Source organism: Pseudacidovorax intermedius, assembly GCF_001476815.1.
GTDB classification, from domain to species: Bacteria; Pseudomonadota; Gammaproteobacteria; order Burkholderiales; family Burkholderiaceae_C; genus Xenophilus; species Xenophilus intermedius_A.
The window spans coordinates 167,069-193,473 of record NZ_LDSL01000051.1 but is presented as its reverse complement, the minus strand read 5'-3'; the positions used below and the strand labels follow the sequence as shown (position 1 = coordinate 193,473).

Genomic DNA, 26,405 nt, shown 5'->3' with positions numbered 1-26,405 from the left:
CGGGAGGGACCCGGCGCACCCCCCCCGCACGGGTCCCTCCCGGGGGGGCACCAGTGCGGGTAATTCGCACCGCGGCCTCGGACTGTTCACCGAGGTTGCTAAGGGGGTTAAGTGAAGGTCATCCCTCTCTTGGAGCAGGCCATTTCTCAGGCGGAGTTCGCTCAGCTGATCGGCGTCAGCGAAGCCCGCGTGAGCCAACTCGTGAGTGAAGGTGTCATCGCGCGTGGCGACACGGCCGCGGCATGGCTGCTTGGCTACTGCGAGCGCCTGCGCGACCAGGCGGCCGGCCGCGCGGGTGCGGAGGCCGGCGGTCTGGACCTCGTGCAGGAGCGCGCCGCGCTCGCGCGCGAACAGCGCATCGGCCAGGCCATCAAGAACCAGGTGGCGCGCCGCGAGTTCGCCGCGGTGGGCCTGTTGGCCGACGTCCTGGCGCGCGCCGCGAGTGCTGTGGTGGATCGCTTCGACCAGCTGGAGGGCACGCTCCGCAAGGCGGTGCCCGACCTGCCCGACGAGGCGAAGGTGGCGGTGCTGCAGGTGATCGCCAACGCGCGCAATGAGTGGATTAGGGGCACGGCGCGGCTCGTGTCCGACGAGGTCGACGGCATGCTGGCCGAGGACAACGAGGGCGCGGACGAGGGCGACGCCCGCGACGTGGAGGGGTACTGCGCGTGAGCATGAATCCACCCGTCCTGCATGCGGAGACGGCCGAGGCCATCAAGGCGGCGGTGCGCTTGGGCCTGGACAGCCTGCGCGCCGATCCACCGCAGCGCCTGGGCGACTGGGCGCAGGACGAATTCAAGCTGGCTGGAGAAAGCAGCCACACGAAAGGCGCCTGGGTGGCCTGGGCCTTTCAGGTGGGCATCCTCGACTTCATGAGCGATGACCGCATCGAAGAGCTGGACGTCATGAAAGCGAAGCGTGTCGGCTACACGAAGATGGTCACCGCCTTCGTCTGCTACAACATCGCGCACCGTCGCCGCAAGCAGGCGCTGTGGCAGCCCACGGACGACGACCGGGACAGCTACGTCAAGAGCGAGATTGACCCGCTGCTAGATCCGCAGACGGGCGTGGCGGCCGTCAACAAGGCGCGCAAGCGGGGCAAGAGCACCGCGGACGAGACGATCAAGCTCAAGAGCTTCCGCGACAGCGTTCTGCACCTGTTGGGTGGCAAGGCTGCGCGCGCGTTCCGCCGGATCACGGTCGCCGTGTCCATCCTCGATGAGATCAGCAAGTTCGATCGCAGCATCGAGAAGGCCGGCCCGCCGCGCGGCCTGGCGCGAGGTCGCCTCGAAGGCGCGCCCTATCCGAAGCTGGTGTGTGGCTCCACGCCACTGCTCAAGGGCCTTTGCCACATCGAGGACGCGGCCGAAGAGGCAGAGGGCTTCGTCCGCTTCTACATCGAGTGCCCGTGCTGCGGCGCGGATCACCCGCTGACTTGGGGCGGCAAGGACAAGCGCCACGGCTTCAAGTGGGACCGTGGGCACCCGAAGACGGTCCATCACGTCTGCCCGCACTGTCACGAGCCCATCACGCAGGCCGACTACCTGCGCGGCGGCGTGCCGCTGCAGGGTGAGTGGGTCTGCGAGCGGACCGGCAAGCGCTACGGCCGTGATCGCGTGTGGCGCGACGCGGCGGGCAACCTATGCTCCCCGCCTCGCTCCCTGGCCGTTCACGTGTGGACGGCCTACAGCCCGCAGCGCGCATGGTCCGACATCGTGGAAGAGTTCGAGAACGCGTTGAAGTCGCTGGAGAAGGGCGACGCCGGCCCCATGCAGCTCTTCGTCAACGAGACGTTGGGCGAGACGTGGGAGCTGGCGGGGGAGCGCACGGATGAGCACGCGCTCCAGTCCCGAGCGGAAGCCTACAAGCTGCAGACCGTCCCGCAGGGTTGCCTGGTCCTGACTGCTGGCGTCGACGTGCAGCGCAACCGCTGGGAAATCACGGTCTACGGCTGGTGCCGTGGCCTGGAGTCGTGGGTGATCGACGTCACCGTGATCGAGGGCAATCCGGCCGTGGACGAGGAATGGGCGCCGGTCACCACGCAACTGCAGCGGCGCTACCGGCAGGACTGGCACGGCGGCAGCCTGGGCCTCAGTGCAATCAGCATCGACAGCTCCGACCAGACGCAGGCCGTCTACAACTGGGTGAGCAAGGCGCAGCACGTGCTTCCGCAGCTGCGCGCCATCAAGGGCGACGGCAACGAGGCGACCAGCATCCTCGGGCCGAGCAGCCTGCAGGAAGTCAACTGGCGTGGCCGCAAGATTCCGCGGGGCATCAAGCTGTGGCGTGTCGGCACCGATGCCGCGAAAGATTTGTTGCTCGGGCAGCTCGCCATCGAACGTCAGGGGCCGGGCTTCGTGCACTTTTCCGACGAGCTCCCGCGCGAGTTCTACGAGCAGTTGACGGCGGAGCAGCGCGTGCTGGCGAAGCTCAATGGTCGGGACGCATACCGCTGGGTCAAGCGCCGGCCCCGGAACGAGCAGCTGGACAACCGCAACTACGCCTTGCACGCAGCCCTTGGCCTGGGCCTCGACAAATGGTCTGAGGACAAGTGGGCCAAGCTGGAGGCGGCCGTGCAGCCGCCCAAAGATCTGTTCTCAATCGACGCGCCCGCTGATGAGGCGAGCAGCGAGCCCGTCGATGCCTTCGCGCCGGAGCCCGCGAGGGTGGCTCCGCCGCGGCGATCCTCGTCGGAAGAATCTCTTTTCGACCCCATCCAACTATGAAAAAACCCGAAGCGGTCGCGGAAGACGCGCTATCCATCATCGAAGACGAGGCGCGTGCCGTGGCTGTTTGCTACGGCGCTCAGTGGTGCGACGAAGCAGCGGCAACGCTGGTGCGTCGCATCGTGACGCGGCTGGGCGGCTCACAGGTGTACGTGCCCCGCCAGACCGTCGCTGATCGCGCGTGGCGCGACGCGCAGATACGCGAGCGATTCAACGGGTGCAACATCCGAGAGCTTGCGAGAGACTATGGCATCGCCGAGCGCACCATTCGCCGTATAGTCAACGCAGAGTAGGCCTGACGGCGATGGCATGGACAAAAGTTTGTGACATTGCCTCTGTGACTTGTCCATGCGTAACTGGTCTCATGCATGCATGGGCCTGTATCGCAACTCCTCGGACGAAGAACTCAAGCAGCTTCGCGCAAAGCTGTTTGCGTCGCTGCATGAGCGACTGACCGGTCCCACCTCCGCCACCGTCAACGGCCGTGGCGTGCAGTACCAGCAGCGCACGGACGAACTGCGCACCGAGCTGGCAGCGATCGATGCAGAGATCACCCGTCGCACGGGTGGCATGCGTCGCGGCCCCATCTACATCGTCTGAGCATGGGCCGCCGCGTAAAACGTTCCACGCGAAACGCTGCCGTGCATGCGCCGGCTGTTGGCGCAAGCATGGCCGCTTATCAGGCGGCCGGGCACGACAACGCCATGTTCGACTGGCACCCAGGCGGCGGCAGCGCCGATGCTGATCTGCTGCCGGACCTCGATCTGCTCACCGCGCGTTCGCGCGACCTAACGCGCAACAACGGCCTGATGGCCGGTGGCATCCAGACGCTACGCGACAACATCGTGGGCGCGGTGCTGCGGTTGTCGTCGACGCCGGACTACCGCCTGCTCGGATGGACGCGCGAGAAGGCGCGCGAGTGGGGCAACACGACAGAGGCGCATTTCCGTTCGTGGGCCGAGACGACGGAATGCGATGCCGGGCGCTCGCTCAACCTGCTTGGGCTGACCCTGCAGGCGCTGAGCGGAAGCATGGTGAACGGCGACGGCCTGGGCCTGCCGCTGTGGCTGCCGCGGCCGGGCAGTTCGTGGGCCACGCGCATCATGATGGTGGAGTCCGACCGGCTCGCCACGCCGCCGATCAAGGCGGCGATGCCCAACATCCGCGGCGGCATCGAGTTTGACCAGTACGGCGCGCCGACCTTCTACAACGTGCGCCGCACGCACCCCGGCGACGCCCTCGGCGCGTGGGCGGCTGGTGCCGATGAGTGGGAGCGCATTCCCGCGTTCACCGCCTGGGGCCGCCGCCGCGTGCTGCATCTGCACGATAAGGAACGAACGGGCCAGTCTCGTGGCAAGCCCATCGTCGCGGCGGTCATGCGCGAATTCCACATGGCCGGCAAATACTCCAGCAACGAGCTGGAGGCCAGTGTCGCCAATTCGCTGGTTGCCGCGTTTCTGGAATCGAACCTTGACGCCGAATCGGCCAGCGAGCTGTTCGGCGAAGACCCGCGCAGCGCCTGGGGTGAGTCGGTCAAGCAGGCGCGCAACCTGCGGCGCATGCAAGGCGCGGCCATCATCCCTCTGCCCGTGGGCGCCAAGGTGTCCAGCTTCACGCCGGGCCGCCCGAATGCGGCGTTCGAGGCGTTCATGCTCGCCGTGCTGCGCCACATCGCAGCCGGTCTCAACCTTCCCTATGAGCTGCTGCTGAAGGACTTCAGCAAGACCAACTACAGCAGCGCGCGTGCGGCGCTGCTGGAGGCGTGGCGCTACTTCCACGGCCGCCGGCGCTGGCTCATGGACTACTGGCTGCGGCCCATCTACGAGCTGTGGCTGGAAGAGGCCATCAATACGGGCCTCGTGGAGGCGCCCGACTTCTACGCCAAGCGCTACGCCTACTCGCGTTGCCGCTTCATCTTCGGTGGCCGTGGCTGGGTGGACCCCGTCAAGGAGGCCAACGCGGCACAGATCCGCATGGCGGCGGGCATTTCCACGCTGGAGCAGGAATGCGCGGAGCAGGGTTGGGATTACGAAGAAGTCATGGACCAGCTCGCGCTGGAGAAGCGCATGCGCGCATCCCGCGGCATCCCAGAACCGGGCGTGGTGCAGATCGCCGCGCCGGCTGAGCCAGCCGAAGAAGAGGCCACGGCCGGAGCCACTGAATGAACCACTACCCCCATCTTGCATCGCGCGTGTTCAACACGCCGCTGCTGATCCACCCGCAGAAGCTGGACGCCATCGTGTCGGGCCTGGGCTCGCGCCTGCTCGGCACGTCGCTGCCACCGCTGGCTGCAGCCGCCGCAGGGGCCGTCGCGGACGGCGACCTGTCGCCCTTGATGTTCAGCACCCGCAAGGGCCCGCGCGCCGAACGCGGCTACATGGTGACGGACGGCGTCGCAGTCCTCGGCGTGCAGGGCGCGCTGGTGCATCGCTCGCAGTTCGTCATGGCCGACAGCACCTTCCTGCTCGGCTACAACCAGATCGCCGCCGATCTTGAGGACGCAATGGGCAATGCCGATGTGCATGCCGTGCTGCTGGCTTTCGACTCGCCCGGCGGCGAAGTGGCCGGCGCGTTCGAGCTGGCCGAGCGCATCCAGGACATGCGGGGGCGCAAGCCCATGCGTGCCATCGCCGACAACCTCGCGGCGAGCGCGGCCTACCTGGCCGCCAGCGCTGCCGACGAAGTCGCCATCACGTCGACCGCCTACGCCGGCTCGATCGGTGTGGTGATGCGGCACGTGGACTTCTCGCGCGCCCTGCAGAACGACGGCGTGGCCGTCACGCACATCTTCGCCGGCGACCACAAGGTGGACGGCAACCCCTACGAGCCGCTGCCCAAGGAAGTGCGCGCCGCGCTCCAGGCCGACATTGAGGGCCTCTACACGATGTTCGTCGACGCCGTCGCCAAGCAGCGCGGGATCGACGCCCAGCAGGTGCGCGGCACGCGCGCCGGCGTGTTCCGCGGCGCCGCCGCCGTGGACGCGCGTCTTGCCGATCGCGTCGCCACGGCCGATCAGCTCATCACCGAATTGGCCGCCCTTCGCGGGCGGTCGTATCCCGCCGGGCCTGGTGCCCGCGTCGCAACCGCCCTCACCACAGGAGTCTCCATGAGCGGCAATTCCAAAGAGCAGGGCGGCGCCCCGTCCGCCCATTCGCCGGCCACGCCGGTAACCGCTGCCGATGTCGAGCGCGCCCGCGCCGAGGGTGCGCAGGGCGAGCGCGCCCGCGTCACCGCCATCCTCGGCCATGCCTCGGCCGCGGCGCACATGCCGCTCGCGCTGCAGTGCATCGCCACCGGGCTGAACGCCGAGCAGTCGACCGCCATCCTCGGCGCGGCAGGCCCCGCGGTGCCGGCTGTCGCCGCTGCGGCTGCTCCCGCCGTGCTGAACGGTGGTGAGTTCGCGCGCGCGATGTCCGCCATCGGCAATCCCGGCGTCAGCGGCGTCGAGGGCGCCCAGGGCCAGGCCGAGCAGCCCGCCGCGGTGTCCGCCACGTGGGACCGCGCCTTCGGCGTCGGAGGCGCGAGCCGCTGAGTCCGAGCCCCGCCCACTTCCCAACCAATCGGAGTCATTCCTATGACCACTCTCGTAGAAGGCCGCCACGCGGCCGAACACCTCGTGAGCGAGGCCAATGGCACCCGCTCGCGCGACGTCGTCACGCTGCTGGCCGGCGTGGCATACCCGGCCGGCGCCGTGCTCGGCAAGGTCACTGCCTCGGGCAAATTCAAGCTGCTCACGCCCGCGGCCAATGACGGCAGCGAGGCCGCCGCCGCGGTCCTCTTCGCGCCCGTCGACGCCACCACGGCCGACAAGCCGGGCGTGGTGAACAGCCGGGACACCGAAGTCCAGGGCACGGCCCTGGCCTGGCCCGATGGCATCGGCGCCCCGGAGAAGGCCGCCGCCCTGGCCCAGCTCGCCGCTCGCGGCATCGTCGCGCGCTGATCCAGCGCGGGGCAAACCAATCCGTCAACGACAAGGAAATCAGATGGCCCACATGGACGTCTTCCGTCAGCGCGCATTCGGCATGGTCGAGCTCTCGGCCGCCGTGCAACGCGCTCCCTACAAACCCAACTTCCTCGGCTCGCTGAACCTGTTCGCCACGAAGCGCGTCCGTACGGCTACCGTGTCGGTCGAGGACAAGGGCGGCGTGCTGTCGCTGATCCAGACCAGCGAGCGCGGTGCGCCCATCAGCGAAGGCGAGCGCGAGAAGCGCAACATGCGCGACTTCCGCACCACTCGGATCGCCCGCGGTCACACGCTGTACGCGCACGAGATCGACGGCATCCGCGCCTTCGGCACGGACAGCGAACTGCAGATGGTGCAGAACGAGGTGGCAGAGATCATGAACGGCGACACCGGCCTACGCGCCGCCGTCGACCTGACGCACGAGAACATGCGCCTGGGCGCAATCCAGGGCATGGTGGTCGATGCGGACGGCTCCACGCTGTGGAACTGGTTCGATGCGTTCAATATCGCGCAGCCAGCGGAAATCGACTTCGACCTCGACAACGCCGCGCCCGCGTCTGGCGCGGTACGCGCGAAGTGCAATCAGGTCGTGCGGGGCATGCAACGAGCCGCGCAGGGTGCCTGGAACCCGCAGACGTCGGTGGTCGGCCTGTGCGGCGATGCGTTCTACGACCAGCTCACCGGGCACGCCGAAGTCCGCAGCACCTACCTCAACCAGCAGGAAGCCGCCGACCTGCGCGGCGCAGTCGGCCGGGTATTCAGTTCGTTCACCTATGGCGACATCACCTGGATCAACTACCGCGGCAGCGACGACGGCGCGGTGGGGGTCGGCACCGACAAGGTGAAGTTCTTCCCGGTGAACGCCCCGGGCGCATTCGTCCAGGCGTTCTCGCCGGCCGAGTTCCTGCCGTTCGTGAACACGCCCGGCCAGGACGTGTACGCCATCGTGGTGGAGGACCGCGAACGCCAGGCGTGGGTGCGGCCCGAGATCTACAGCTATCCGCTGTTCATGTGCACTCGCCCCGGCATGCTGCTGCGCGGCAAGCGCACCTAAGCCGAGGCCGGACGCTGTGAGCATCGTTGCGCCCTTCGCTGGCATCGAACGCATGGTGAATGCGGGCGCTGCTGCGCTACTCGCCAACGCCATCGCCCAGGTCGCTGGCGGCGAGCCCTTCGGCGTGGTGTTCGAGCGCTCGCCCGCCGTCTTCGACGGCATGGCCGAGACGGTTGGGCCCACCGTGCAGTTCGACCTGGCGAAGGCGCCCGGACTCACGATGGATGCACCCATCGTGATCGACGGCGAGACGTGGCTGGTGGCGGGTGGCCTGATGCCGGAAGCCTCTGGCTGGGTCACGGTGCGGCTGAGTAAGGGCCTCTGACATGCACGCACAGCAACAGATTCTTGAGGCGCTGCGCGCGGGGCTGCTCGGCGCCACCGACGCCGGCGACCGCGTCTATCTCGATCGCGTTCGCGCGCTCGATGCGACTCAGCTGCCCGCCATCCTGATCCGCGAGCACGAGCAGGGCGAAGAAGTGGACCCGCCGGTCGCCGGCCGCGCGGAGCAGCGCCGCCTGCGCGTGCTGCTGCGTGCCGTGGTCGCCGACGTGGACGAGGCGCCCGGCAAGGCCCGCGCGCTCGGTCTGCAGATCGAACGCGTTCTGGGCGCGCCCAGCTTCAAGGCCATCAAGGCCAACCGTGTGCGCCTGCTCGCCAGCCGGCACATGCCTTTCGACGGTGGCGAAGTCCCCATGTCTGCGCGTGAGCAGCTGTGGGCCGTCACTTACTTCCTTCTTCGGCGCGAGGCGCCGGACCAACCTTCCTGACTGGAGCGCACATGGACGTGCAAATCTGGGCTGACGTGAGCGTGGCGGTGCAGACCGTCCTGGGTGCCACGAAGGCCGTCACCGGCGTCACCAAGGGCGCCGACACCATCATTCTGTGCGTGGGCCATGGGCTGCAGGAGGGCGCGCCCGTCTTCCTGCGCATCCGCGGCATCGGTGCGCTGGACTACGCCGTCGGCATCGTTGACGACCCCACCGTCGACGGTTTCAAGCTGCGCGGCGTGGACTCCACGGGCTTCCGCGGCGCCCTGGCAGATGGCAGCACCTTGCAGCTCATCACCTTTGGCGCCGAGGCCGAGACGCTGCAGGAAATCACGCCGAGCGGCGGCGAGGCGCCGGACGTGAACATCAACACCATCCATCCGCGCCCGGACCATTCGGTCCCGGGCAAGCCCTCGCCGATCGTGTATTCGTTCGGCTCGCTGTGGGTGCCCACGGACCCGGCGCTCTTGGCCCTCAAGGCCGCAGCGATGAAACGCAGCAGCTGCGCCGTGCGGTTCACCTGGGCCGACGGCACCACGCTGCTGTTTGCGGGCATGCCCAGCGCCTCGATGGCACCGGGCGGCGCCTCGGGCCAGCCTGTGACCACGCCGATCAAGATCAACGTGCGTGGCCCGCTCGCCACGATTGCGGGTGAGGGTGCCTGACGCCATGACGAAGTCGATCAAGGTCAGCAACGCGTTCCGTGACGAGGTGGGCGCGCAACCCGCAGTGCTTGCAACGGTCGGCGGAGCCGGCGCAGGTGCCGTTGCCTTCGCGGGGGTGCCGGATGGCGTTCCCGCCGAAGAGGTGCCCTCGGCCACCCTCGGCAAGGTCATCGTGCGCGGCGCGCTCTTCACCGAAGTCCTGGCCGATGACGTCATGGCCTCGCGCGAGAAGCCGCGCGCCGGCGAGGACGAGCGGGAAGCCGCAGTTCGTGCGGCAGTGGAAAAGACCGTGCGCACGCTCGCCCGCCAGGTGCTGGGCGTGGATGGCGCACCGCTCAAGACCTATGCCGAATGGAACGTGTTCGGCGTGCGGCACCGGGAAGAGGCGCTGCACCTGTTCAACGTCGCGCGCCGGCTGAATGGCTCGGCGGAGGACGCGGAAAAAAACTGAGGGAGCACCCCGCACTTCGCGATGCCTATGTGCTCGCGAAGTTGCTGGGGTGCACGTTGGCCGGCCTGGCAGGCCGCAATCTGAGTGCGCAGGAGTTCGAGCATTGGCGAGTCATGTTGAAAGCGGAGCAGCTGCATCCCCGCGTGGCGCAGTTGCGGCATGCGCAGCTGCTGGCGGCGGTCTATCAGGGGCCGTCGACGCGCAAGGGTGTGCGCCGGCCGTGGCTCGCCTCGGACTTCATGGCGCCCGACCCTTGGGCGGATTCGCCCGTGCCCGGTGCCGGGCAGGTGCGGCGCGTCACGAAGGGCCGGGACGTCCTGGCGCTCGCGCGGGCCAGCCAGGCCGGCAGGCGGCGGTAATGGAAGGGGGCGGGCGCGATGACCGCTGAAATCTCGATCCTGCTGACGGCGAAGAATGCGACGAAGGGCGCGTTCGACGCCCTGAATCGCGAGGTGGACGGCGTCATCGCTGGCGTCGGGTCGCTGCAGGGCGTGCTGGCAGGCGCGTTTGCGGGCCTGTCCGTTTCCAGCGTCATGACGAAGTTTCTCCATGAAACGCGTGACGCCGAGCAGGAGCAGGCCCAGCTGGCGGCCGTGCTGCGCTCCACGGGCGAGGCGGCCGGCTGGTCGCTCGACCAGCTCAACGACATGGCCGCCGAGCTGCAGAAGAACAGCGTGTTCAGCGACGGCGACATCAACAAGGCCCAGACCCGTCTGCTCAGCTACACGGGCGTGGTCGGCGAGCAGGTGCCCAGGGCGATGCAGGCCGTCATCGACATGTCGGCCCGCCTCGGCATGGACCTGAACCAATCGGCCGAGACCATTGGCAAGGCCCTCGATGTGCCAAGCCAGGGCCTCACGGCGCTGTCCAAGCAGGGTTTTCGCTTCACCGACGACCAGAAAGAGCTGGTCAAGCAGCTGGAGGCCACCGGCAAGACGGCCGAGGCGCAGGGGATCATCCTGCAGGCGCTGGAGTCCAGCTATGGCGGCGCCGCGAAGGCCGCGCGCGACACCTTCGGTGGTGCCCTCAGCGCGCTGCAGAACAACATCGACAGCCTGCTGACCGGCGACACCGGCAGCATGCGGCAGCTCAAGGACAGCGTCGAGCAGCTGAACCAAACCCTTGAGTCGGATGACACGAAGCGTGCGTTCCAGACCCTTTTGGGCTGGATGACGCAGGTGTCCAAGGCAGCCATCGAAGCTGGAACGGACATCGTTGCCTTCGCATCGAGCCCGGCCAAAGGGCGCATCTTCTATGACTATGTCGCGTCGGAGTTCGGGATCGGTGGCCGGAAGAAGGGCGAAACGCTTGCAGGCACGAACATTGTCGCAGCCAACAAGGACATCGAGCACGCGGAGCGCTTTTTCAAGGAGGCACAGACTGACGAGCGGCGCGCCGCTGCACGGAAGTACCTGGAAGAGTCGATGGCGACCAAAGCCTACTGGCAGCGGCAGCAGCGCGCGCAGGCTTTGGACCTGGTGGATGACTACGCCGATCAGGTGGACCGCCGCACTCGCAAGGCGGAAGAGCCGAAGCTCAAGAGGGCCGCCGGCGGCGGCTCGGGCGGGGGCGGAAAGGACGAGAAGGCGAAAGACCCCGAGGCCGCGGCGAAGCGCTACCTGGAAACGCTCAACAAGCAGCTGGAGAGGGCCGAAGACCTGAGCCAGGTGGAGCAGGCGCTGACTGAGATTCAGCGTATCCGCGCCGCAGGTGGAGTCGTCACGGAAGAGGTGCTGCAGCGAGTGCTGCGCGCGTCTGCAGCCGTCGATGCGGCGAACGAGCGCAAAGAGAACGCCAAGAAGGAAGAGAAGGAGCGCGCAGAGCGCGAAAGCGCCTGGCAAAAGCAGCTGGAGGAGGGCAGACGGATCATGGAGCAGACCCGCACGCCGCTGGAGGCTTACACGGCCGAGGTGGAGCGCCTCAACGGCCTGTTGGCCTCCGGTGCCATCAATCAGGAGACGTACACCCGAGCGGTTTCCGGCGCGTGGGGCGCCTATCAGGAAGGTGAGAAGGCCCTTAAGAGCCTCGGCAGCGAGGCGGACGAGTTCGCCAAGCGTGCCGCCGGCAACATTCAGGACCAGATCGGCCAGGGCCTGTATGACGCCGTCACAGGCCAGTTCGACAACATCGGAAAGGCGTGGCTGCAGCTGGTCTTGCGCATGGCCGCCGAGGCCGCCGCGGCGAAGCTGTCGCGGGCCATGTTCGGCGACCTCGTGGAGGGCGGTTCGGGCTCGGGCACCTTCGGCGCCGCGTTGAAGGCCATTGGCGGCGTGCTGGGCCTGGTCAGCGGGGGCGGCTACAGCGCAGCCACTCAGGCCACGCTGGACGGCGCCGTCGCCGGCCTCGGCGCCGCGAAGGGCTTCGACGTCAGCGCGCTCATCAACGCGCCGCGCATGGACACCGGCACCAACTACGTGCCGCAGGACATGCTGGCCGTGGTCCACAAGGGCGAGAAGATCACGCCCGCGCGCTACAACCGCGCGGCCGACCCCGACGCGCAAGGCGGCGGCGTCACGTTCGCGCCCGTGCTGCACACGAACGTGGATGCGCGTTCGGACCGCGCATCTGTGATCGCCACGACGCAAGCCGTGGTGAACAACGCCCTGCGCCAGTTCGCCGAGCAACTCAAGCGCGCGGGGGTGATGCCGTCATGAGCCGCGTCATCCTCTTGGACGATCTGGTCAACATCGCGTCGATCACCTGGGGCCTGCTGTCCTTCGACCTGACGAAGAGCAACCCCGATACCGGCTCAACCCAGGTCGCGGTGCGCGGCCCCATGCGCCGCACGTGTGCCATCGTCAGCAACGAGCGCGAAGAAGACCCCGAGGTCATCGCGCACTGGCGCGCCCTGCAGCACGCCATGAATGGCCAGGTCAACCGCCTGGCCGTGTGGGACTTCGGCAATCCCGAGCCGCGCGGCACCGCCCGCGGCGAGTGGCGCACCGCGGCGCGCGTGCCCGCCGGCGCGTCCTCAATGCTGGTCGAGGTCAGCGCTGGCCAGAACGGCCGCACGCTGCTGATCGGGGACTGGATCGGGGTCGGCCAGGACAGCGAAGGCCCAGGCCGCCAGCTGCTGCACGTGCAGGCCAGCACGGTGGTTGCCGGAAATCAGATGGCGATCGAGTTCGCGCCGCCGCTGCGGCTGTCCGTGGCGGCTGGTGCGGCCGTGGTGTGGGATCGGCCCTCGTGCCTCATGCGGCGCACGACCGCCGAGGCGAGCTGGAAGGCGACGCCCGCCGTGTGGGCCCCGTTCGAGGGCGGCCACAGCCTGGACCTTGCGGAGAGCTGGGAATGACGGTCGGCGTTGATGCCAGCTTTGCCGCACTCGCCGGCGCCGGTGCCTACGGGGAGCTGGCCCTGGTGGAGCTGCGGCCCACGACGGGCGTGCTGCGCCTGACGACGTGGCCGATGGACGTCGAAGTCATGGGCTACACGTGGAAGGGCGTCGGCGCCCTCGGCAAGGTGGGAGAAATGCACGAGAGCGACGACGGCGCCGGCGAGAAGTTGGAGCTCGAGCTGTCACCTGTGCCCTTGGACCTACGCGCCTTTGCGCTGAGCAGCCCACACGAGTACCGCGACCGCCCGGCCCGGGTCTGGGTCGCGCTGCTGGATGCCCACACGCTGCAGATCAACGGCGCGCCGGTCCTGCGCTTCGCTGGCGTCATGGACCAGATGGGAATCGGCGCCAAGGACGGTGGAGCGGCCATCAGCATGACGTGCCGGACCGTCAGCTACGACGTGCGCAGCAACCCGTCCAGCCTGCGCATGAACCACACGCAGCACGTGCGCCGCTTCGCCGGCGAACGTGGGTTCGAGTACCTGCAGAGCCTCGTGGGCAATCCCACGGTTTGGGCTGGGAAGGCATTCCAAGCCTATATGTACATCCGAAACATGCTGGGCTACCGGTGACAGAGTTAGACGCCTTCGTGAACGCGCGCCGCGCGGTTCCCTTCGAGTATTTCCAGCACGATTGCGCCCATGTCGCTGCCGATTGGGTGAAGCTGCGCACGGGGCACGATGCCCTCGAGCCGCTGCGCGGCAGCGGCGCGCCGCTCGATGGCGGCAGTCTGCTGCGCGCGCTGCGTTTCGTGCGCCAGGCCGGCGCCGGCGCGCCTGCGCGGGAGTCGTTCATTGCGGCGGGTGAGTTCCTGCTTGGCCCGTCGCGCCATGGCCTGACCGCTCGCCGCGGCGACGTGGTGCTGGCCCGCAGCGGCGGCAGAGTGGGCCGGGTGTCTGGCTACAGCTTCGGCGTCTGCACGGGTTCGCACATCGTGGCGCCGGGCACGGATCGCCTGGAGTTCCTGCCGATCACCAGTGCGGAGGCCGCATGGTCGCTGTGATGCGCGCGCTGCTCCTGTTCGCCCTGGCGGTGGCGGCGCTGCCGGCGCGGGCCGAGCCCGTGTCGGCCATCGTCGGCAGCATCTATTCCTGGGCGGCTTCCGCGGTCGCCGCGGCTTCCTGGGGCACCATCATTTCCGCGGCGCTGACGGTGGTCAGCATCGCCAGCACGGCCTACTCCACCGCTCAGCAAAAGCGCCGTGCCCGGCAGGAGGCCGCCAGCAAGCTACAGCAGGACATCGCCAACCTCGCGGACCGTCGCGTCACGCTCCTGCAGAGCGATTCGCCGCATGCCGTGGTCTATGGCTCGCCCGGGCGCATTGGCGGCGCCATCGTGGGCATGGTCACGACGGGCGCCGGTGCGCAGTGGACGCACATCGTGATGGTGTTCGCTGCCCATCCCTGCGAGGCCATCGAAGAAATCTACATCGATGACGACGCGGTGCTGGCCGGCGCCGACGGCTGGACGACCAACGAAGCGTTGTTCAAGCAGCCCGGCGGCTTCATGGACTTCGACCACGGGCCGATGGTGCACGTCGGCATCCACCTGTCGCCGGGCGGCGTGGACGTGGCGGATCAGTGGCTGATCGACCAGTGCAATGGTGCGATCGGCGGTGCGCCTGGCATGTGGACCGCCGATCACAAGCTGTCCGGCTTCACCTATGCCATCGTGTCCGTCAACAAGATCATGGACCGCTTCCAAGGTGGCCCGCCGACGATCACGGCGAAGGTGCGAGGCAAAGCGTCCATTCTGGACATTCGCACGGGCCTGCGCGGCTACTCGCGCAATCCGGCGCTGTGCCTGGCCGACTTCATCACGTCGGAGCAGGGTTACGGCGCGAGCTGGGACCAGATCGACGCAGCCGCCCTGATCGCCGCCGCCAACGCGTGCGACGTCGAGGTCTACGGCGGCGAGGCCGACGGCGACGCGGAGAACTACGGCAACAGCCGTGCCCTGTACGTGTGCGATGGCATGTTCCGCAGCGATCAGGACCGTGACAGCACTCGCCAGCAGCTGGAAGAGTCCATGGCGGGATTCAGCATGCAGAGCGGCGGCGTCTGGCGCATCCACGCCGGCGCCTGGACCACGCCGGTCCTGTCCTTGGGCGATGTCGACATGCTCCAGCCTTCCGAGGTGGTGCAGACGGCCAACCCGGGCGAGCGCGTCTACAACACGGCACGCGGCACCTACGTGAACGCCGCGCAGAACGGCGTCAGCTCGGACTTCGCGCAGTACCAGAACGCGACGTTCCTCGCCCTTGACCCGCGCGCCAAGATTTGCGACATGGCGCTGGCCTTCACGGGTGCGCACGTGCGCTGCCACCAGCTCGCGCGCGTGCGGGTCGAGCGCAGCCGTGGCGGTCTGGTGCTGCGGATCTATCCCAAGATGCTCGCATGGCACCTGCAGCCGGGCGATCGCATCTTGCTTTCGAGCGACTTCCTCGGGTTCGAGAACAAGCCGTTCACCGTGACGGATTGGCTGTACGGCGGTGCCGCGCCCTTGACGCTGGAGGTGGAAGAGGATGAGTCCGCCTTCTACGACACGGCCGACGAGGTGCTGGCCGATGCCGCGCCGAATTCCAACCTGCCCAACCCCTACGCGCCGCCGGCGCCGCCGCACAGCCTCAAGGTCGAGAGCGGGCGCGACCAGCTGGCGATGCAGGTCGGCAGCGCGATGGTGCGCGCCCGGGTCAGCTGGGCGCAGTCGGCCAGCAGCTACGTCCTGTTCGGCGGCCGTGTGCGCGTGCAATGGCGCACCGGGGCGACCGACCCGGGCCAGGCGGACGCGCCGGACGCGCCGCCCTGGAACGACGTCGAGCTGGCTGGCGACGCCGTAGAAACGTTCCTGCTGGGCCTGGACGTGGGCGAGGACTACACGGTCCGCGTTCGCTTTGAAACGACCTTCACGGCCTCGGCATGGGCCTACGCCGGCCATACGCTGGAGGGCAACACCGGCAACCCGGCCGAGGTGCAGGGCCTGGCCTTGTGGGTGGCCGAGGACGGCATTCGTGCGCGCTGGGGTGCCCCGGTGGGCGTCGATCAGATCGAGTGGGACGGCACGCAGGTGCGCCGCGGCGCGACCTGGCCCGCCGGCGCGGCCGACGTGCGATTTGACGGCCGCGCCCTCACGGCGTCGCTCGGCTGGTTCCCTGCCGGTGCGCAGAGCGTGTGGGCGGCCCATCGCTCCATGACGGGCCGGTGGTCCTCGCCCATTTCCGCCGGGATCGCGATCCTGCCGCCGGCGGCGGCGGTGCCGCGGTTTGAACTGACGATGCAATTCGTGCAGCTCACGTGGGCGGACTGCCGCACCACGCAGCCCGTGTCGCACTACGTCATCCGCCAGGGGGCCGCTTGGGAGACGGCCGAGACGGTCGGCCAGGCCACGGGCACGTCGTTCTCCCTGCAGGGTCGCGTGGGCGCATCGACCTATTGGGTTGCGGCCGTCGACGTCGCCGGCAACGCCGGCGCGCCTGGCGCCGTCAATGTGACGGTGGATCAGCTGATCGAGGGCGCGCTAGAGGTGCTGGACAAGCAGCTCGGCGATGCCTTCGAGCTGCTGCAGCAAGACTTGACCGACACGAACCGGGATTGGGCGGCTGCCGTGGCTGCCGAGGCGCAGAACCGCGCCGCGGCAGTGCTGCAGGCCGCGCAGAAGTCTGCGGGCGATCTTGCGATCGAAGCGCAGGCCCGCGCGGCGGCGATCACGGCGGCATCGGCGGCCGAGGCGCAGCAGCGCGCGGCAGCCATCGGAGCCGAGGCGCAGGCCCGCGCCGCCGACATGGCCGCCGCTGTGGTGGCCCGTAACGCTGCCATCCAGCAGTCTGCCGCGGCCCTGCAGGCCAGTATTGACGCACTGCATGTGCAGCTGGGCGACATCATCGGCGCCGCCGAGTACGACCCGGCGCAAGCCTACGAAGTGGGCGAGCTGGTCAAGTCCGGCGGCAAGCTGTACCGCTCGATCGCCGCCACGGTCGGCAACGCCCCACCTAATGCTGTTTACTGGCAGCTGGTCGGCAACTACGACTCGCTGGGCGAGGCGGTCGCGGCGCTGGCAGCGCAGACCGAGGACCACAGCGCGCGCATCCAGCAGACGGAAGAGGGCCTCACCGCCCAAGCCAGCCAGATCGGCGGCGTCGCGAGCCGCCTGCAGACCGTGGAGCGCGACAGCACCGCGCACAGCGGTGCGATCGTCGGGCTGCAGTCCTTCACCTCAGACATCAACGGCCGCCTCACGAGCGCCGCGCAAAACGTTCTCGACTTGCAGGCGCTGACCCGCCTTGACCTGGGCGGGCTCGTGCGCGATGGGCAGATGGATCGCGCGGGGACGTGGCTGGGCGTCGCGCGCATTGCGCGCAGCGCCGCCGGCGTGCCGGCAGGAGCGCCGACACCCTATGTCGGCTTCCTGACCGGCCGCGATTCCTACGAGTACGGCCAGGCGTTCAACGTGCGCCGCGGGGATCGCTATTGGGCGACGGCGACGGCCGCCAGCGCTAGCGCGGCCCTGCCTTTCACCGTCGGCTTCCACTTCCACAACCCCGAGACGAACCAGCACCACTGGCACGCCGCAGACGCCATCTATTCGACCGCCGGGGCTTGGAGACGCTTGGAGGGGGAGGTGCCTGCCCCGGATTGGGCAACCGTGGGCGAGGTGTGGCTCCAGATCAACGGCAGCGGCGACCTGTCCGGCGAAGGGTGGTACGTCACCAACATCGACGCGCGCAACATCGCCAGCCAGGGCGTCACCAAGGCGGCGATTCAGGCACAGGCGACGGCCAACCAAGCGACCAGCGCCCGCGTCGACCAGCAGGGCAGCACGCTCGCCAGCCATTCGAGCGACATCCTGCGGCTCACGGGCGACGTCGCCGGCAAGGCGGATGCCACCGTGGTGCAGTCGATACAGCAGACGGTGCAGCAGCACGGCGCGGACCTGACTACGCAGTCGGGCCAACTGGTCAGCCTAGCCAACCGCATGACGGGCGCGGAGGGCACCACTGCAGCTCAGGCGGGCCTGATCGGCGAGCTGCAGTCCAACGTCAGCAGCATCAACGGACAGCTCACGGCGCATACGCAGCGCCTCGACCAACAGCAGGCCGCCATCGGCACCAAGGCGAGCGCCTCGGCGCTGGATGCCACGAATGTGACGGTGGGAACGCTGACCGGCCAGCTCGGCAGCGAGGCTGCCCGCACCACGGCGCTGACAGCCCGCATGGACAACCTGGCAGTGGGCGCAGCCAACCTGCTGACGGGAACGCGCGATTGGACATCGCTGGGCCTGCGCTCCGGTGGCACCACGCTGGACGGGGAGTTCCGCGGCCTCAAGGTGCTGCGCTCGGATGGGGCGTGGCAGTACGGCACATTCCCGCTGCGCGTGGACGCCGGGCAGACCTACGCCCTGAGCTTCTGGGGCCGTTCAACCGCAGAGAACCCGGCCAGCGGCGGCGTCTACTGGTTCAACGGCACCAAGGAGGTCGATTGGGTGTTGACGGGCGAAATGCGCCGCTACGCTTGGCTCTTCACGCCCGGTGAGACGGTGGATGTTCAGGTCCGCATCGAGTCCCACAACGCCTCGCCGGCGCATCCCATCTGGATCGCTGGCCTCAAGGTGGAGCGCGGCAATGTCGTGACTGATTGGGCGCCGTCTGCGGGCGATCTGTCGGCGGCCGATGCTAGGCTGATCGCCGAGTCCAGCGCCCGCGTCGACGCGGATTCCGCGCTAAGCGGCCAGCTCGTGAGCATGGCCGGCCAGGTGGCAGGCAAAGCCGACAGCAGCGCGCTGCAGGCGGTGCAGCAGACCGTCCAGCAGCACGGCAGCGACATTGCCGCCCAATCCACTCGTTACGACGGCCTCGCTGCCCGCGTTGGCACCGTCGAGAGCAAAGAGGCCACCAACGCCGGCGCCATTTCGCAGCTGCAGGCCGGTGCCACGCAATTCGATGGCCGCCTGAACGCCCAGGCACAGGACGTGGTGGTCCTCGATGCAAAGTACGACCGCAGGACCAGCAACGACGGCGCGAACTGGATCGACAACCCTGCGCTGATCGCGACAGCAGACGGCTGGTCGCTCACCGAGCGCCGGGCCGCCACTGACGCCGATGTGCCGGCGGGCGCGCCCAGCGCTTACGTGGCTCACCTGCAGAACCGCGACGTGTTCGTGGGTCGCAGCGTGACGGTTAGTCCGGGGGGCAGGCTGTATGCGAGCGCCTGGATGGCTCGCGGCGCGCCGGCAACCTACGGCGCCGCGGTGGGCTTTGCGTTCCTCGACCGCAATGGCATCGTGATGGACTTCCGCGCGGTCGGGGGCTTGGGCGGCGCCGTGGGCCAATGGGAATTTGTTGCCGGCGAGGTCGACGTGCCGGCCGGTGCCGTGGCCGCGCGCGGGTGGTTCCAGATCGGCACGTTCTCCGACTATGCAGCTCAGAGGGTATTTGCCGCGCTGCCCGAGTTCCGCAGCGCGTCCGTTACGGCCGCGGTGCGTGGCACGCTCGCCGCGCAGGCCCAGGCGCTGCAGCAGACCACAGCCCGACTCGATCAGCAGGGCAGCGACATCGCCAGCCAGTCCGGCCAGCTCGTGAGCCTCACGAACCGAATGACGGGTGCCGAGGGCACCAGCACAGCGCAGGCGGGTCTGATCGGCGAGCTGCAGTCCAACGTCAGCAGCATCAGCGGCCAGCTCACGGCGCATACGCAGCGCCTTGACCAGCAACAGGCCGCCATCGGCACCAAGGCCAGCGCCTCCGCGCTGGACGCCACGAATGTGACGGTGGGCAACCTCTCGACCCAGCTCGGCAGTGAAGCGGCGCGCACCACGGCGCTGACGGCTCGGATGGACAACCTGGCAGTGGGCGCCGCCAACCTGCTGACAGGAACCCAGGATTGGAGCGGCGCCGCCTTCTCGTGGGGCGCGAACGCCCTTGACGGTGAGGTCCACGGACTCAAGGTGCTGCGCTCGGATGGCAATTGGGCGTACCGGTCATTCGCCGCGCGGATCGAGGCAGACCAGCCCTACGTTTTCAGCTTCTGGGGACGCTGCCTGCCCGGGGCGAACAATCACGTGGGCATCTTCTGGTTCACGGGCCACGATGAACAGTCATTTCTGCTCACTGGTGAGTGGAAGCGCTATAGCTGGGCATTTAGGCGCTCACAGCTAGCTGACGTCTATGTGCGCATCGAGCCCTGGGACGCCGCTGGCGACCGGCCGGTGTGGGTCGCGGGGCTCAAGCTCGAGCGCGGCACGGTCGCAACGGACTGGACGCCTTCGCCTGGCGACTTGTCGGCTGCTGATGCGCGGCTGATCGCCGAGGCGAAGGCGCGGGCGGACGCCGACACTGCGCAAAGCGGGCAGCTCGTGAGCCTGGCAGGGCAGGTGGCGGGCAAGGCCGATAGCAGCGCCCTGCAGTCGGTGCAGCAGTCGGTCCAGCAACAGGGCGCGGACATCGCGGCGCAGTCGCAGCGGTATGACGGGCTTGCGTCCCGGGTGGGGACGGTCGAAGGCAAAGAGGCGTCGAATTCGGCCGCCATCGGCGTGCTGCAGGCCAGCACCACCGACATCAATGGCCGGCTCATCAGCACGGCCGACAACGTGGTCAACCTGCAGGCACTCACGCGGCTCGATCTCGGCAGCCTCGTGCGCGATGGCCGAATGGATCGTGCGGGCACGTGGACCGACCTGATCCGCACGCCGCGCGATGCCGCCGGCGTGCCGCCCGGGGCGCCAACGCCCTTCGTAGGTTTCAAGGTCGGCCGCGACTCCTACGAACACGGGCAAGGCTTCTACGTGAAGCGCGGGGAGCGGTATTGGGCTGCCGCGACCGTTGCATCCAGCCAGGCCGCGCTGCCGTTCACCCTGGGCTTTCACTTCTACAACCCGCAGACCAATCAGCACCATTGGCACGCGGCCGATGCGACGTACACCACCGCCGGTCAGTGGAAGCGCCTGGAGGGCGAAGTGCCGGTGCCGGATTGGGCAGTCAGTGCGGATCTGTGGATGCAGATCGGCGGCGGCGGCGACCTGTCCGGCGAAGGCTGGTACGTCACTGATGTCGACGCGCGCAACATCTCCAGTCAGTCTGTGACCAAGGCCGCCATCCAGGCCCAGGCCACGGCCAATCAGGCGACGAGCGCCCGGGTGGACCAGCAGGGTAGCGACCTCGCAGCGCAGGCCGCCAGCGTGACGACGTTGAAGGCCCGCGCGGACGGGTTCGACAGCAAGGCGGCCACCATCGAGCAAAGCCTTTCCGTGACGGCGACGACGGCGGGGAAGGCGCTGGCCCGCTACACCTTCCGCCTCGATGTTGACGGCCGCATCAGCGGCATGGTGAACGACAACGACGGGCAGACCAGCCGCATGGCCTTCCTGACCGACGTGTTCTCGATCACGTCGCCCGGCTATGCCGACAAGCCCGTGTTTACCGTGGGCACGGTCGGCGGCGCCGGTGCGCTGGGCTTCCGCGGGGACATGTACCTCGATGGCTCCATCACGGCGCGGTCGCTGAGCGTGCAGCAGCTGTCGGCCATCACCGGCAATCTCGGCACGATCTACTCCGCGAGCATCGTCCTGCAGAGTGGAACAGACGGCGGCGGCGAGTACTGGGGCACGTTCCGCACGCCCGGAAAGTGGTTCAACGATGGGCAGTGGGGCTTCGTCTTCGGTCGCCGTGGCACGGATGGCGCGGTGGGTGTGGACATTACCGGGCCCAACATGGGCTTGCAGATGTTCACTTGGGCGAATCACTTCCGATTCTTTGGGCCTGGGTTCGAACTGAACTCGTGGTCAGGCCTCACGATCAACGCGGTGGACGTCATCGACACGCTGACGGTGCGCGGTGGCGCCATCACAACGGCGATGGGGTCCGAGGGCACGGACTACCTGCAGGTGAATTTCAGCGTGCCAGCCGGCCAGACCTGGCGCGTGGCCTGCCACACGCTCGCGCTCAACGGTGACGGTAGCCACTTCGTTCTGCTGCGGCGGCACAACGACGGCGCGGCGCTGCAGTACTCGGGTTCCGAGCGCGGCAACCTGCGGCTGTGGGACTTGGGCCCGGGCAGCTACGGCGTGCAGGTGTCGGTCAAAAACTTCTGGGGCGGCATCGGCACGGGGAACGAGCGTCAGAACGGGCACGCCGGCTACTACGCGGATTGGGGGCCTCCAGCCTTCTACACGCAGGACGGCGCATACCAGAACCGCGGCTATCTGACGGCCGTTCTCCACGTGTGCAAGAGAGCGTGATGCAGATTCAGGATTACACGATCGTTGATGCGCACGGGCTCGTGCGCTCGTTCGGCCAGACGGCCGAGCCGCAGTACCTGTCGACGCCACAGGGCTGGCGCGTGCTGGTGGGCGTCAAGCCGCTGGACGTCAATTGCTGGTGGGACTTCGCAGCGCGATGCTTCTACGCGCTGCCGGCGTCGCCCGGGCGCGGCTTCGACCTCGACCCGGTGGCGAAGGTCTGGCGATGCGTGCAGACGCTGCAGGACTTGCGCGACCAGAAGCTGGCCCAGGTCAATGACGCATTCGAGTCCGCATCGGCACTGCTCACCGAAGGCTATCCGACATCGGAGCGGTTGACCTGGCCCATCCAGCAGGGTGAAGCCCTCGCGTGGGCCGCCACCGGTGCGCCGACACCCTACCTTGACGGCCTCGCGCTCGCGCGCGGCATCGACGCCGCGGACCTTCGCGCCAAGACGCTCGCCAACGTGCAGGCGTGGATGGCCGCGAGTCAGCAGCTGATCGGCCGTCGGCAGCAGCTGCGCGACCTGATCGCCGATGCGCAGACGGTGGACGCCATCGCTGCCATCAGCTGGGAAGGGGGTACGTAGCGAACAGCCCTTCTCATCCTCTCCCGCTTCTTTTCCTTTCCATCTTCAAGACACCATGACTCACAAGATCATCGCCCTGCACAAGCCGCTGACCGACGCGGCCACCGGGGCACCCGTCACCCATTTCGTCATCAGCCAGTACACCGTCGTGGTCGATGGCACGAAGAGCCAGGCCGTGCTGCAGGGCTACATAAGCGCCGAGGCCAAGGCCGCCGGCAAGCGGCCCCTTGCGCACATCGCGCAGGACGTCGCCGGCACGCCCGAGGGCGACACGCTGCAATGGCTCTACGGCGAGCTGCTCAAGATCGAGGCCGGCGACCTCGCAGGCGCGACCGCCGTGCTGGCTGCCGACGAGGCGACGCAAGCCGATGCCGCCTGAGCCCGCTTCCAATGCAATCGCCGGCATTGCCGCTACCGCTTCCACGCTCGTGATGGCCATGCTCGGCGTCGACTACTACGCCCTGATCTGGGGCCTCATCGGTGCGCTGCTCGCGCTCTTCCAGGCCGAGCGGATGGGCCGCATCCGCTCGCTGGTGTTCGTGGCCCTGTCCACGCTCGTCGGTGCTGCGTGCGGCACCGCCGCAACCGAGTTCATCGGCAGTTCGCGGCCGGCGCTCATCGTGCTGTCGCTGATCGCCGGCTTCGGTGCGCAGGTGCTCGTCACCGCGCTCCTGCGCGCGCTGCTGAGCCACGTTGGACGCCTGGAGAGCAAGCCATGACCGCCGCCATGCAACTGACCGGCGTGGTGGCTGCGCTCGTGGTGCTCGTCGTGTGCGTGCTGCGCGTCGACCTCCTGCGTGCCGGCGAACATCGCGTGAGCGTCTTCGGCGTCTACCTGCTGTGGGCGGTCTTCGCCTTCGGCGTGCTGCTGGAGCTGCTGCGCGGTGCGGATCTGGACTGGTACGAAGCCGCCGGCCTTGCGGGCCTGCTCATGCACCTGGGCGCGTCCCGCAAGCACTGGCGCGGGTGTGCGCCGCGTGATGCGCAGGTGAGGGGGCAGCATGGATAGCGCCGTCGACGTCATGCGCGCCGGCCCGGCCTGCCACGCGCTGAACCACTGTTACGAGGCGTGCAAGCTGCTCGCGTACCCCGATCCGGCCTCGCCGCTCTTTGCGGCGCTGCGCCGGGCAGGCTTCGACCCGTACAACCTGCCGGCCGTGCCGGCGCCGTTCGCGCGGCTGAGCGGCGCGCCGTGGACCATCGGATGGGGCGACACGCTCGATGTGCGGCCCGGCCAGGTCATCACGCAGCTGGAGGCGGACGTGCGCTACGCGCGGCGCCTCGCGCGGGACTTCGAGCCGCCGGCGCGCGAGGCCGTCCGCGTGCCTGTGTCGCAGTGCCAGTGGGACGCCATCGTCTCCACGGTCTACAACACGGGGCCGGGCGGGCGAGGGCGGGACGGCATCCTGTACCTGGCCGATGGCCGGCCCAGCACGTTCCTGCGCAAGCTCAACGCCGGCGACTACACCGGCGCCGCGGATGAGTTGCCGAAGTGGGTGAGGGCGGCGGGCCAGGTTCTCAAGGGCCTGCAGCGCCGGCGGGCCGCCACGCGGCTGGTGTTCCTGGGCTGGCCAGTCGGGAAGGCGATCGCGGCTGGAGAGGCGGCGTTTCCATGACCGCGGCCACGCAGGCGCTCGCCCTCGCGCTGGTGCTGAGCGTGGCCGGCAATGCCGGCCTCGGCTGGGCCTGGCTGCGCGCCCGGGATGCGGTCACGCGCACGACGGGCGAGCGGGACAGTGCCCGTGCCGACGCCTCGGCCTGTAGCGACGGTGTCGCCGACCTGCGCGACCTGGCCGACGAGCGCGCCCGGCGTGCGAAGGCGGCGCAGGCCGCGGCCGCGGAGCGGCGCCGGCAGCAGGAAGCCATGGCGCAGCTCATCCTGTCCACGCCGGCCGCCGTGCCCGGCGACGTGTGCGCGAGCGCTCAGGCGCGCGTTGACAGCTGGATGCGGGGAAGGACGGCGCCATGATGCGGGCGGCGCTCCTGGGCCTGTCTGCGGCCCTGCTGACGGGATGTGCGGCGGGCCCGTCGGCGCGCGCGAACGTGCCTGTCCCTGTCGAATGCGGTGCGACGGAGCCTGCGCGGCCAGCGATGCCCACCGAGGCCCTTTCGCTCGGCGTCGACGTGGACCGCTGGGTCGCCGCCGCACAGGCCGAGTTGCTTTTACGTGAAGGCTACGAGGGGGAGCTACGCGCCGCGCTGGCGGAATGCGTCGAGCCTGTTCGCTGACGTCAATGTGGCTTGCGGAGTTGGCGGACTTCACAGATATTTGCTATCACAGCGCATCGCTGTCCTCATTGTTTTGGCTGAGCTTGTGCCTCACAATGCCTTGACATGCGAGGTATCAGCAGATGAAGGCAACCCAAGTATTCACGCCCGGCAAAGAGCCGGAAGTCACGTATACGGATGACCACCTGAAAGAGCATGCGCGCATTTTGCGAGATGCTTTGGATGCTGGTGCGGCAGTAATTTCTCTTTCGGGTCCATCTAAATCTGGCAAGACTGTTTTTATCGAAAAAAATGTCGGCCACGCAGCTCTTGTCACTGTGACCGGCGCCGGCGTGACTAGCCCCAAAATTCTTTGGGACCGCGTTTTCGACATCATCGGCACGCCCGTTTCGAAAAGTACAACCACCACCGACGGAAAGGAGTCCGCCATAGGTGGGAAACTCGGTGGGGAAGCGGGGGTGCCGTTTCTTGCAAAGGGCTCCGGCGAGATAAACGCCGCATTTAAGACCTCGGGATCTACAGCAGATAAAGTGGATATCGCGGTAGACTATCTGCAACTTCTCATTAGAGAGCTTTCGGGGACCGGTCTTGTCGTCTTTATCGATGACTTTCACTACATTCCGAAGGACGTACAAACCGAAGTATCAAATCAGATTAAGGAGGCAATACGACATGGCGTTGTATTTGTTGTGGCGTCGGTTCCTTATCATTCGGATGACGCGGTTCGTGCAAATTCTGACCTCCGGGGTCGAATAGTAAAACTTGATTTTGACTACTGGCGGCCAGAAGAGCTGGCAAAAATTGCAAACAAAGGATTTGCCGCGTTAAATACGGCAGCCTCCCCGGCTTACGTTGAAGCACTTTCAAAGGAGGCGGCTGGTTCTCCCCAGCTCATGCAAACCTTGTGCCTGAACACGTGCTTCGAAAACGATGTCCGCGAGAAGGGTTCATTCAAGCAGCTATCCTCTAACAGAGAAGCGATCAAGTCGGTCTGTACTCGCACTGCGGCAACGGCAGACTATTCTTCTACCGTTGCGAAAATGATTGAGGGTCCTAAGACACGGGGCACCGATCGAAACTCATATTTGATTGCAGGCAATGAGATAGTGGATGTTTATCCGCTGATACTTCGTGCAGTCGCTTCTGATCCCCCTGAGTTGACTCAAAGATACTCTAATCTGCAGAAAAGAATTCAGGCTATTTGCATAGCCGGAAATCCTAGTGGTTCAAGTGTGACAGGAGCGTGTTCGCACATTGCGAACATCGCAAATTCTGCAGAAGGCAGAAATGTGATCGAGTGGGATGGCGAAAACGACGTGCTGGACATTCGTGACCCCTATCTTCTCTTTTTCCTTCGGTGGAAGGATTAATGTAGAAGTTGCGGTCACAGA

Annotated in this window: 26 protein-coding genes; all 26 read left to right on the top strand. The window is 67.7% G+C overall.

Annotated features, from left to right (window positions below):
- Positions 1-111: 111 nt before the first annotated feature.
- Entirely contained in the window at positions 112-672 is a 561-nt protein-coding gene (locus tag NS331_RS08525) for a hypothetical protein (protein WP_242873693.1), read from the top strand.
- Positions 673-674: 2 nt separating this feature from the next.
- Entirely contained in the window at positions 675-2,726 is a 2,052-nt protein-coding gene (locus tag NS331_RS08520) for a phage terminase large subunit family protein (protein ID WP_058641563.1), read from the top strand.
- The gene (locus NS331_RS08515; protein ID WP_058641562.1) at positions 2,723-3,019 is read left to right on the top strand and encodes a Mor transcription activator family protein; all 297 of its coding nucleotides are present in this window, start codon (positions 2,723-2,725) and stop codon (positions 3,017-3,019) included. The genes NS331_RS08520 and NS331_RS08515 overlap by 4 nt, the downstream gene beginning before the upstream one ends.
- A gap of 79 nt (positions 3,020-3,098) precedes the next feature.
- Positions 3,099-3,326, top strand: coding sequence for a hypothetical protein (locus NS331_RS08510; RefSeq protein WP_058641561.1), 228 nt, complete (start codon positions 3,099-3,101; stop codon positions 3,324-3,326).
- Between the two features lie 68 nt (positions 3,327-3,394).
- Positions 3,395-4,891 carry a phage portal protein gene (locus tag NS331_RS08505; protein ID WP_242873692.1) on the top strand — a complete coding sequence of 499 codons (1,497 nt, stop codon included), beginning with the start codon at positions 3,395-3,397 and terminating at the stop codon, positions 4,889-4,891.
- Complete coding sequence (locus NS331_RS08500) at positions 4,888-6,258, top strand: S49 family peptidase (RefSeq protein ID WP_058641559.1); 1,371 nt, start codon at positions 4,888-4,890, stop codon at positions 6,256-6,258. The genes NS331_RS08505 and NS331_RS08500 overlap by 4 nt, the downstream gene beginning before the upstream one ends.
- A 42-nt stretch (positions 6,259-6,300) precedes the next feature.
- Positions 6,301-6,666, top strand: a complete 366-nt coding sequence (locus tag NS331_RS08495) for a head decoration protein (RefSeq protein ID WP_058641558.1) — start codon at positions 6,301-6,303, stop codon at positions 6,664-6,666.
- 43 nt (positions 6,667-6,709) lie between these two features.
- The gene (locus NS331_RS08490) at positions 6,710-7,744 is read left to right on the top strand and encodes a major capsid protein (protein WP_058641557.1); all 1,035 of its coding nucleotides are present in this window, start codon (positions 6,710-6,712) and stop codon (positions 7,742-7,744) included.
- 16 nt (positions 7,745-7,760) lie between these two features.
- Entirely contained in the window at positions 7,761-8,069 is a 309-nt protein-coding gene (locus tag NS331_RS08485; RefSeq protein WP_058641556.1) for a hypothetical protein, read from the top strand.
- Position 8,070: 1 nt separating this feature from the next.
- Complete coding sequence (locus NS331_RS08480) at positions 8,071-8,514, top strand: hypothetical protein (RefSeq protein WP_058641555.1); 444 nt, start codon at positions 8,071-8,073, stop codon at positions 8,512-8,514.
- 11 nt (positions 8,515-8,525) lie between these two features.
- Positions 8,526-9,179 carry a phage tail tube protein gene (locus NS331_RS08475; RefSeq protein WP_058641554.1) on the top strand — a complete coding sequence of 218 codons (654 nt, stop codon included), beginning with the start codon at positions 8,526-8,528 and terminating at the stop codon, positions 9,177-9,179.
- 4 nt (positions 9,180-9,183) lie between these two features.
- Positions 9,184-9,630 carry a hypothetical protein gene (locus NS331_RS08470; protein ID WP_058641553.1) on the top strand — a complete coding sequence of 149 codons (447 nt, stop codon included), beginning with the start codon at positions 9,184-9,186 and terminating at the stop codon, positions 9,628-9,630.
- Between the two features lie 29 nt (positions 9,631-9,659).
- Complete coding sequence (locus NS331_RS08465) at positions 9,660-9,989, top strand: hypothetical protein (protein WP_058641552.1); 330 nt, start codon at positions 9,660-9,662, stop codon at positions 9,987-9,989.
- Positions 9,990-10,007: 18 nt separating this feature from the next.
- Complete coding sequence (locus NS331_RS26970) at positions 10,008-12,284, top strand: phage tail length tape measure family protein (protein ID WP_058641551.1); 2,277 nt, start codon at positions 10,008-10,010, stop codon at positions 12,282-12,284.
- Positions 12,281-12,925, top strand: coding sequence for a hypothetical protein (locus NS331_RS26600; RefSeq protein ID WP_058641550.1), 645 nt, complete (start codon positions 12,281-12,283; stop codon positions 12,923-12,925). The genes NS331_RS26970 and NS331_RS26600 overlap by 4 nt, the downstream gene beginning before the upstream one ends.
- A complete protein-coding gene (locus NS331_RS26595; RefSeq protein WP_058641549.1) occupies positions 12,922-13,539 on the top strand; it encodes a hypothetical protein in 618 nt (205 codons plus the stop codon). Before NS331_RS26600 ends, NS331_RS26595 begins: the two co-directional genes overlap by 4 nt.
- Entirely contained in the window at positions 13,536-13,970 is a 435-nt protein-coding gene (locus NS331_RS08445; protein ID WP_440589372.1) for a DUF6950 family protein, read from the top strand. The genes NS331_RS26595 and NS331_RS08445 overlap by 4 nt, the downstream gene beginning before the upstream one ends.
- Positions 13,970-22,195, top strand: a complete 8,226-nt coding sequence (locus tag NS331_RS08440) for a hypothetical protein (protein WP_153012787.1) — start codon at positions 13,970-13,972, stop codon at positions 22,193-22,195. The genes NS331_RS08445 and NS331_RS08440 overlap by 1 nt, the downstream gene beginning before the upstream one ends.
- Positions 22,195-22,785 carry a hypothetical protein gene (locus tag NS331_RS08435; protein ID WP_058641546.1) on the top strand — a complete coding sequence of 197 codons (591 nt, stop codon included), beginning with the start codon at positions 22,195-22,197 and terminating at the stop codon, positions 22,783-22,785. Before NS331_RS08440 ends, NS331_RS08435 begins: the two co-directional genes overlap by 1 nt.
- A 55-nt stretch (positions 22,786-22,840) precedes the next feature.
- The gene (locus NS331_RS08430) at positions 22,841-23,164 is read left to right on the top strand and encodes a hypothetical protein (protein WP_058641545.1); all 324 of its coding nucleotides are present in this window, start codon (positions 22,841-22,843) and stop codon (positions 23,162-23,164) included.
- Positions 23,154-23,504 (top strand): hypothetical protein, encoded by a 351-nt coding sequence (locus NS331_RS08425; RefSeq protein WP_153012786.1) that lies wholly within the window; start codon positions 23,154-23,156, stop codon positions 23,502-23,504. The genes NS331_RS08430 and NS331_RS08425 overlap by 11 nt, the downstream gene beginning before the upstream one ends.
- Positions 23,501-23,794, top strand: a complete 294-nt coding sequence (locus tag NS331_RS08420) for a hypothetical protein (RefSeq protein WP_058641543.1) — start codon at positions 23,501-23,503, stop codon at positions 23,792-23,794. The genes NS331_RS08425 and NS331_RS08420 overlap by 4 nt, the downstream gene beginning before the upstream one ends.
- On the top strand, positions 23,787-24,401 hold the full coding sequence (locus NS331_RS08415) for a lysozyme (RefSeq protein WP_242873691.1): 615 nt from the start codon (positions 23,787-23,789) through the stop codon (positions 24,399-24,401). The genes NS331_RS08420 and NS331_RS08415 overlap by 8 nt, the downstream gene beginning before the upstream one ends.
- Positions 24,398-24,754 carry a hypothetical protein gene (locus NS331_RS08410; RefSeq protein ID WP_058641541.1) on the top strand — a complete coding sequence of 119 codons (357 nt, stop codon included), beginning with the start codon at positions 24,398-24,400 and terminating at the stop codon, positions 24,752-24,754. The genes NS331_RS08415 and NS331_RS08410 overlap by 4 nt, the downstream gene beginning before the upstream one ends.
- Positions 24,755-24,876: 122 nt before the next feature.
- Positions 24,877-25,014, top strand: a complete 138-nt coding sequence (locus NS331_RS27430) for a hypothetical protein (protein ID WP_345940343.1) — start codon at positions 24,877-24,879, stop codon at positions 25,012-25,014.
- 122 nt (positions 25,015-25,136) lie between these two features.
- Positions 25,137-26,384, top strand: a complete 1,248-nt coding sequence (locus tag NS331_RS26090; protein ID WP_153012785.1) for an ATP-binding protein — start codon at positions 25,137-25,139, stop codon at positions 26,382-26,384.
- Positions 26,385-26,405: the final 21 nt, after the last annotated feature.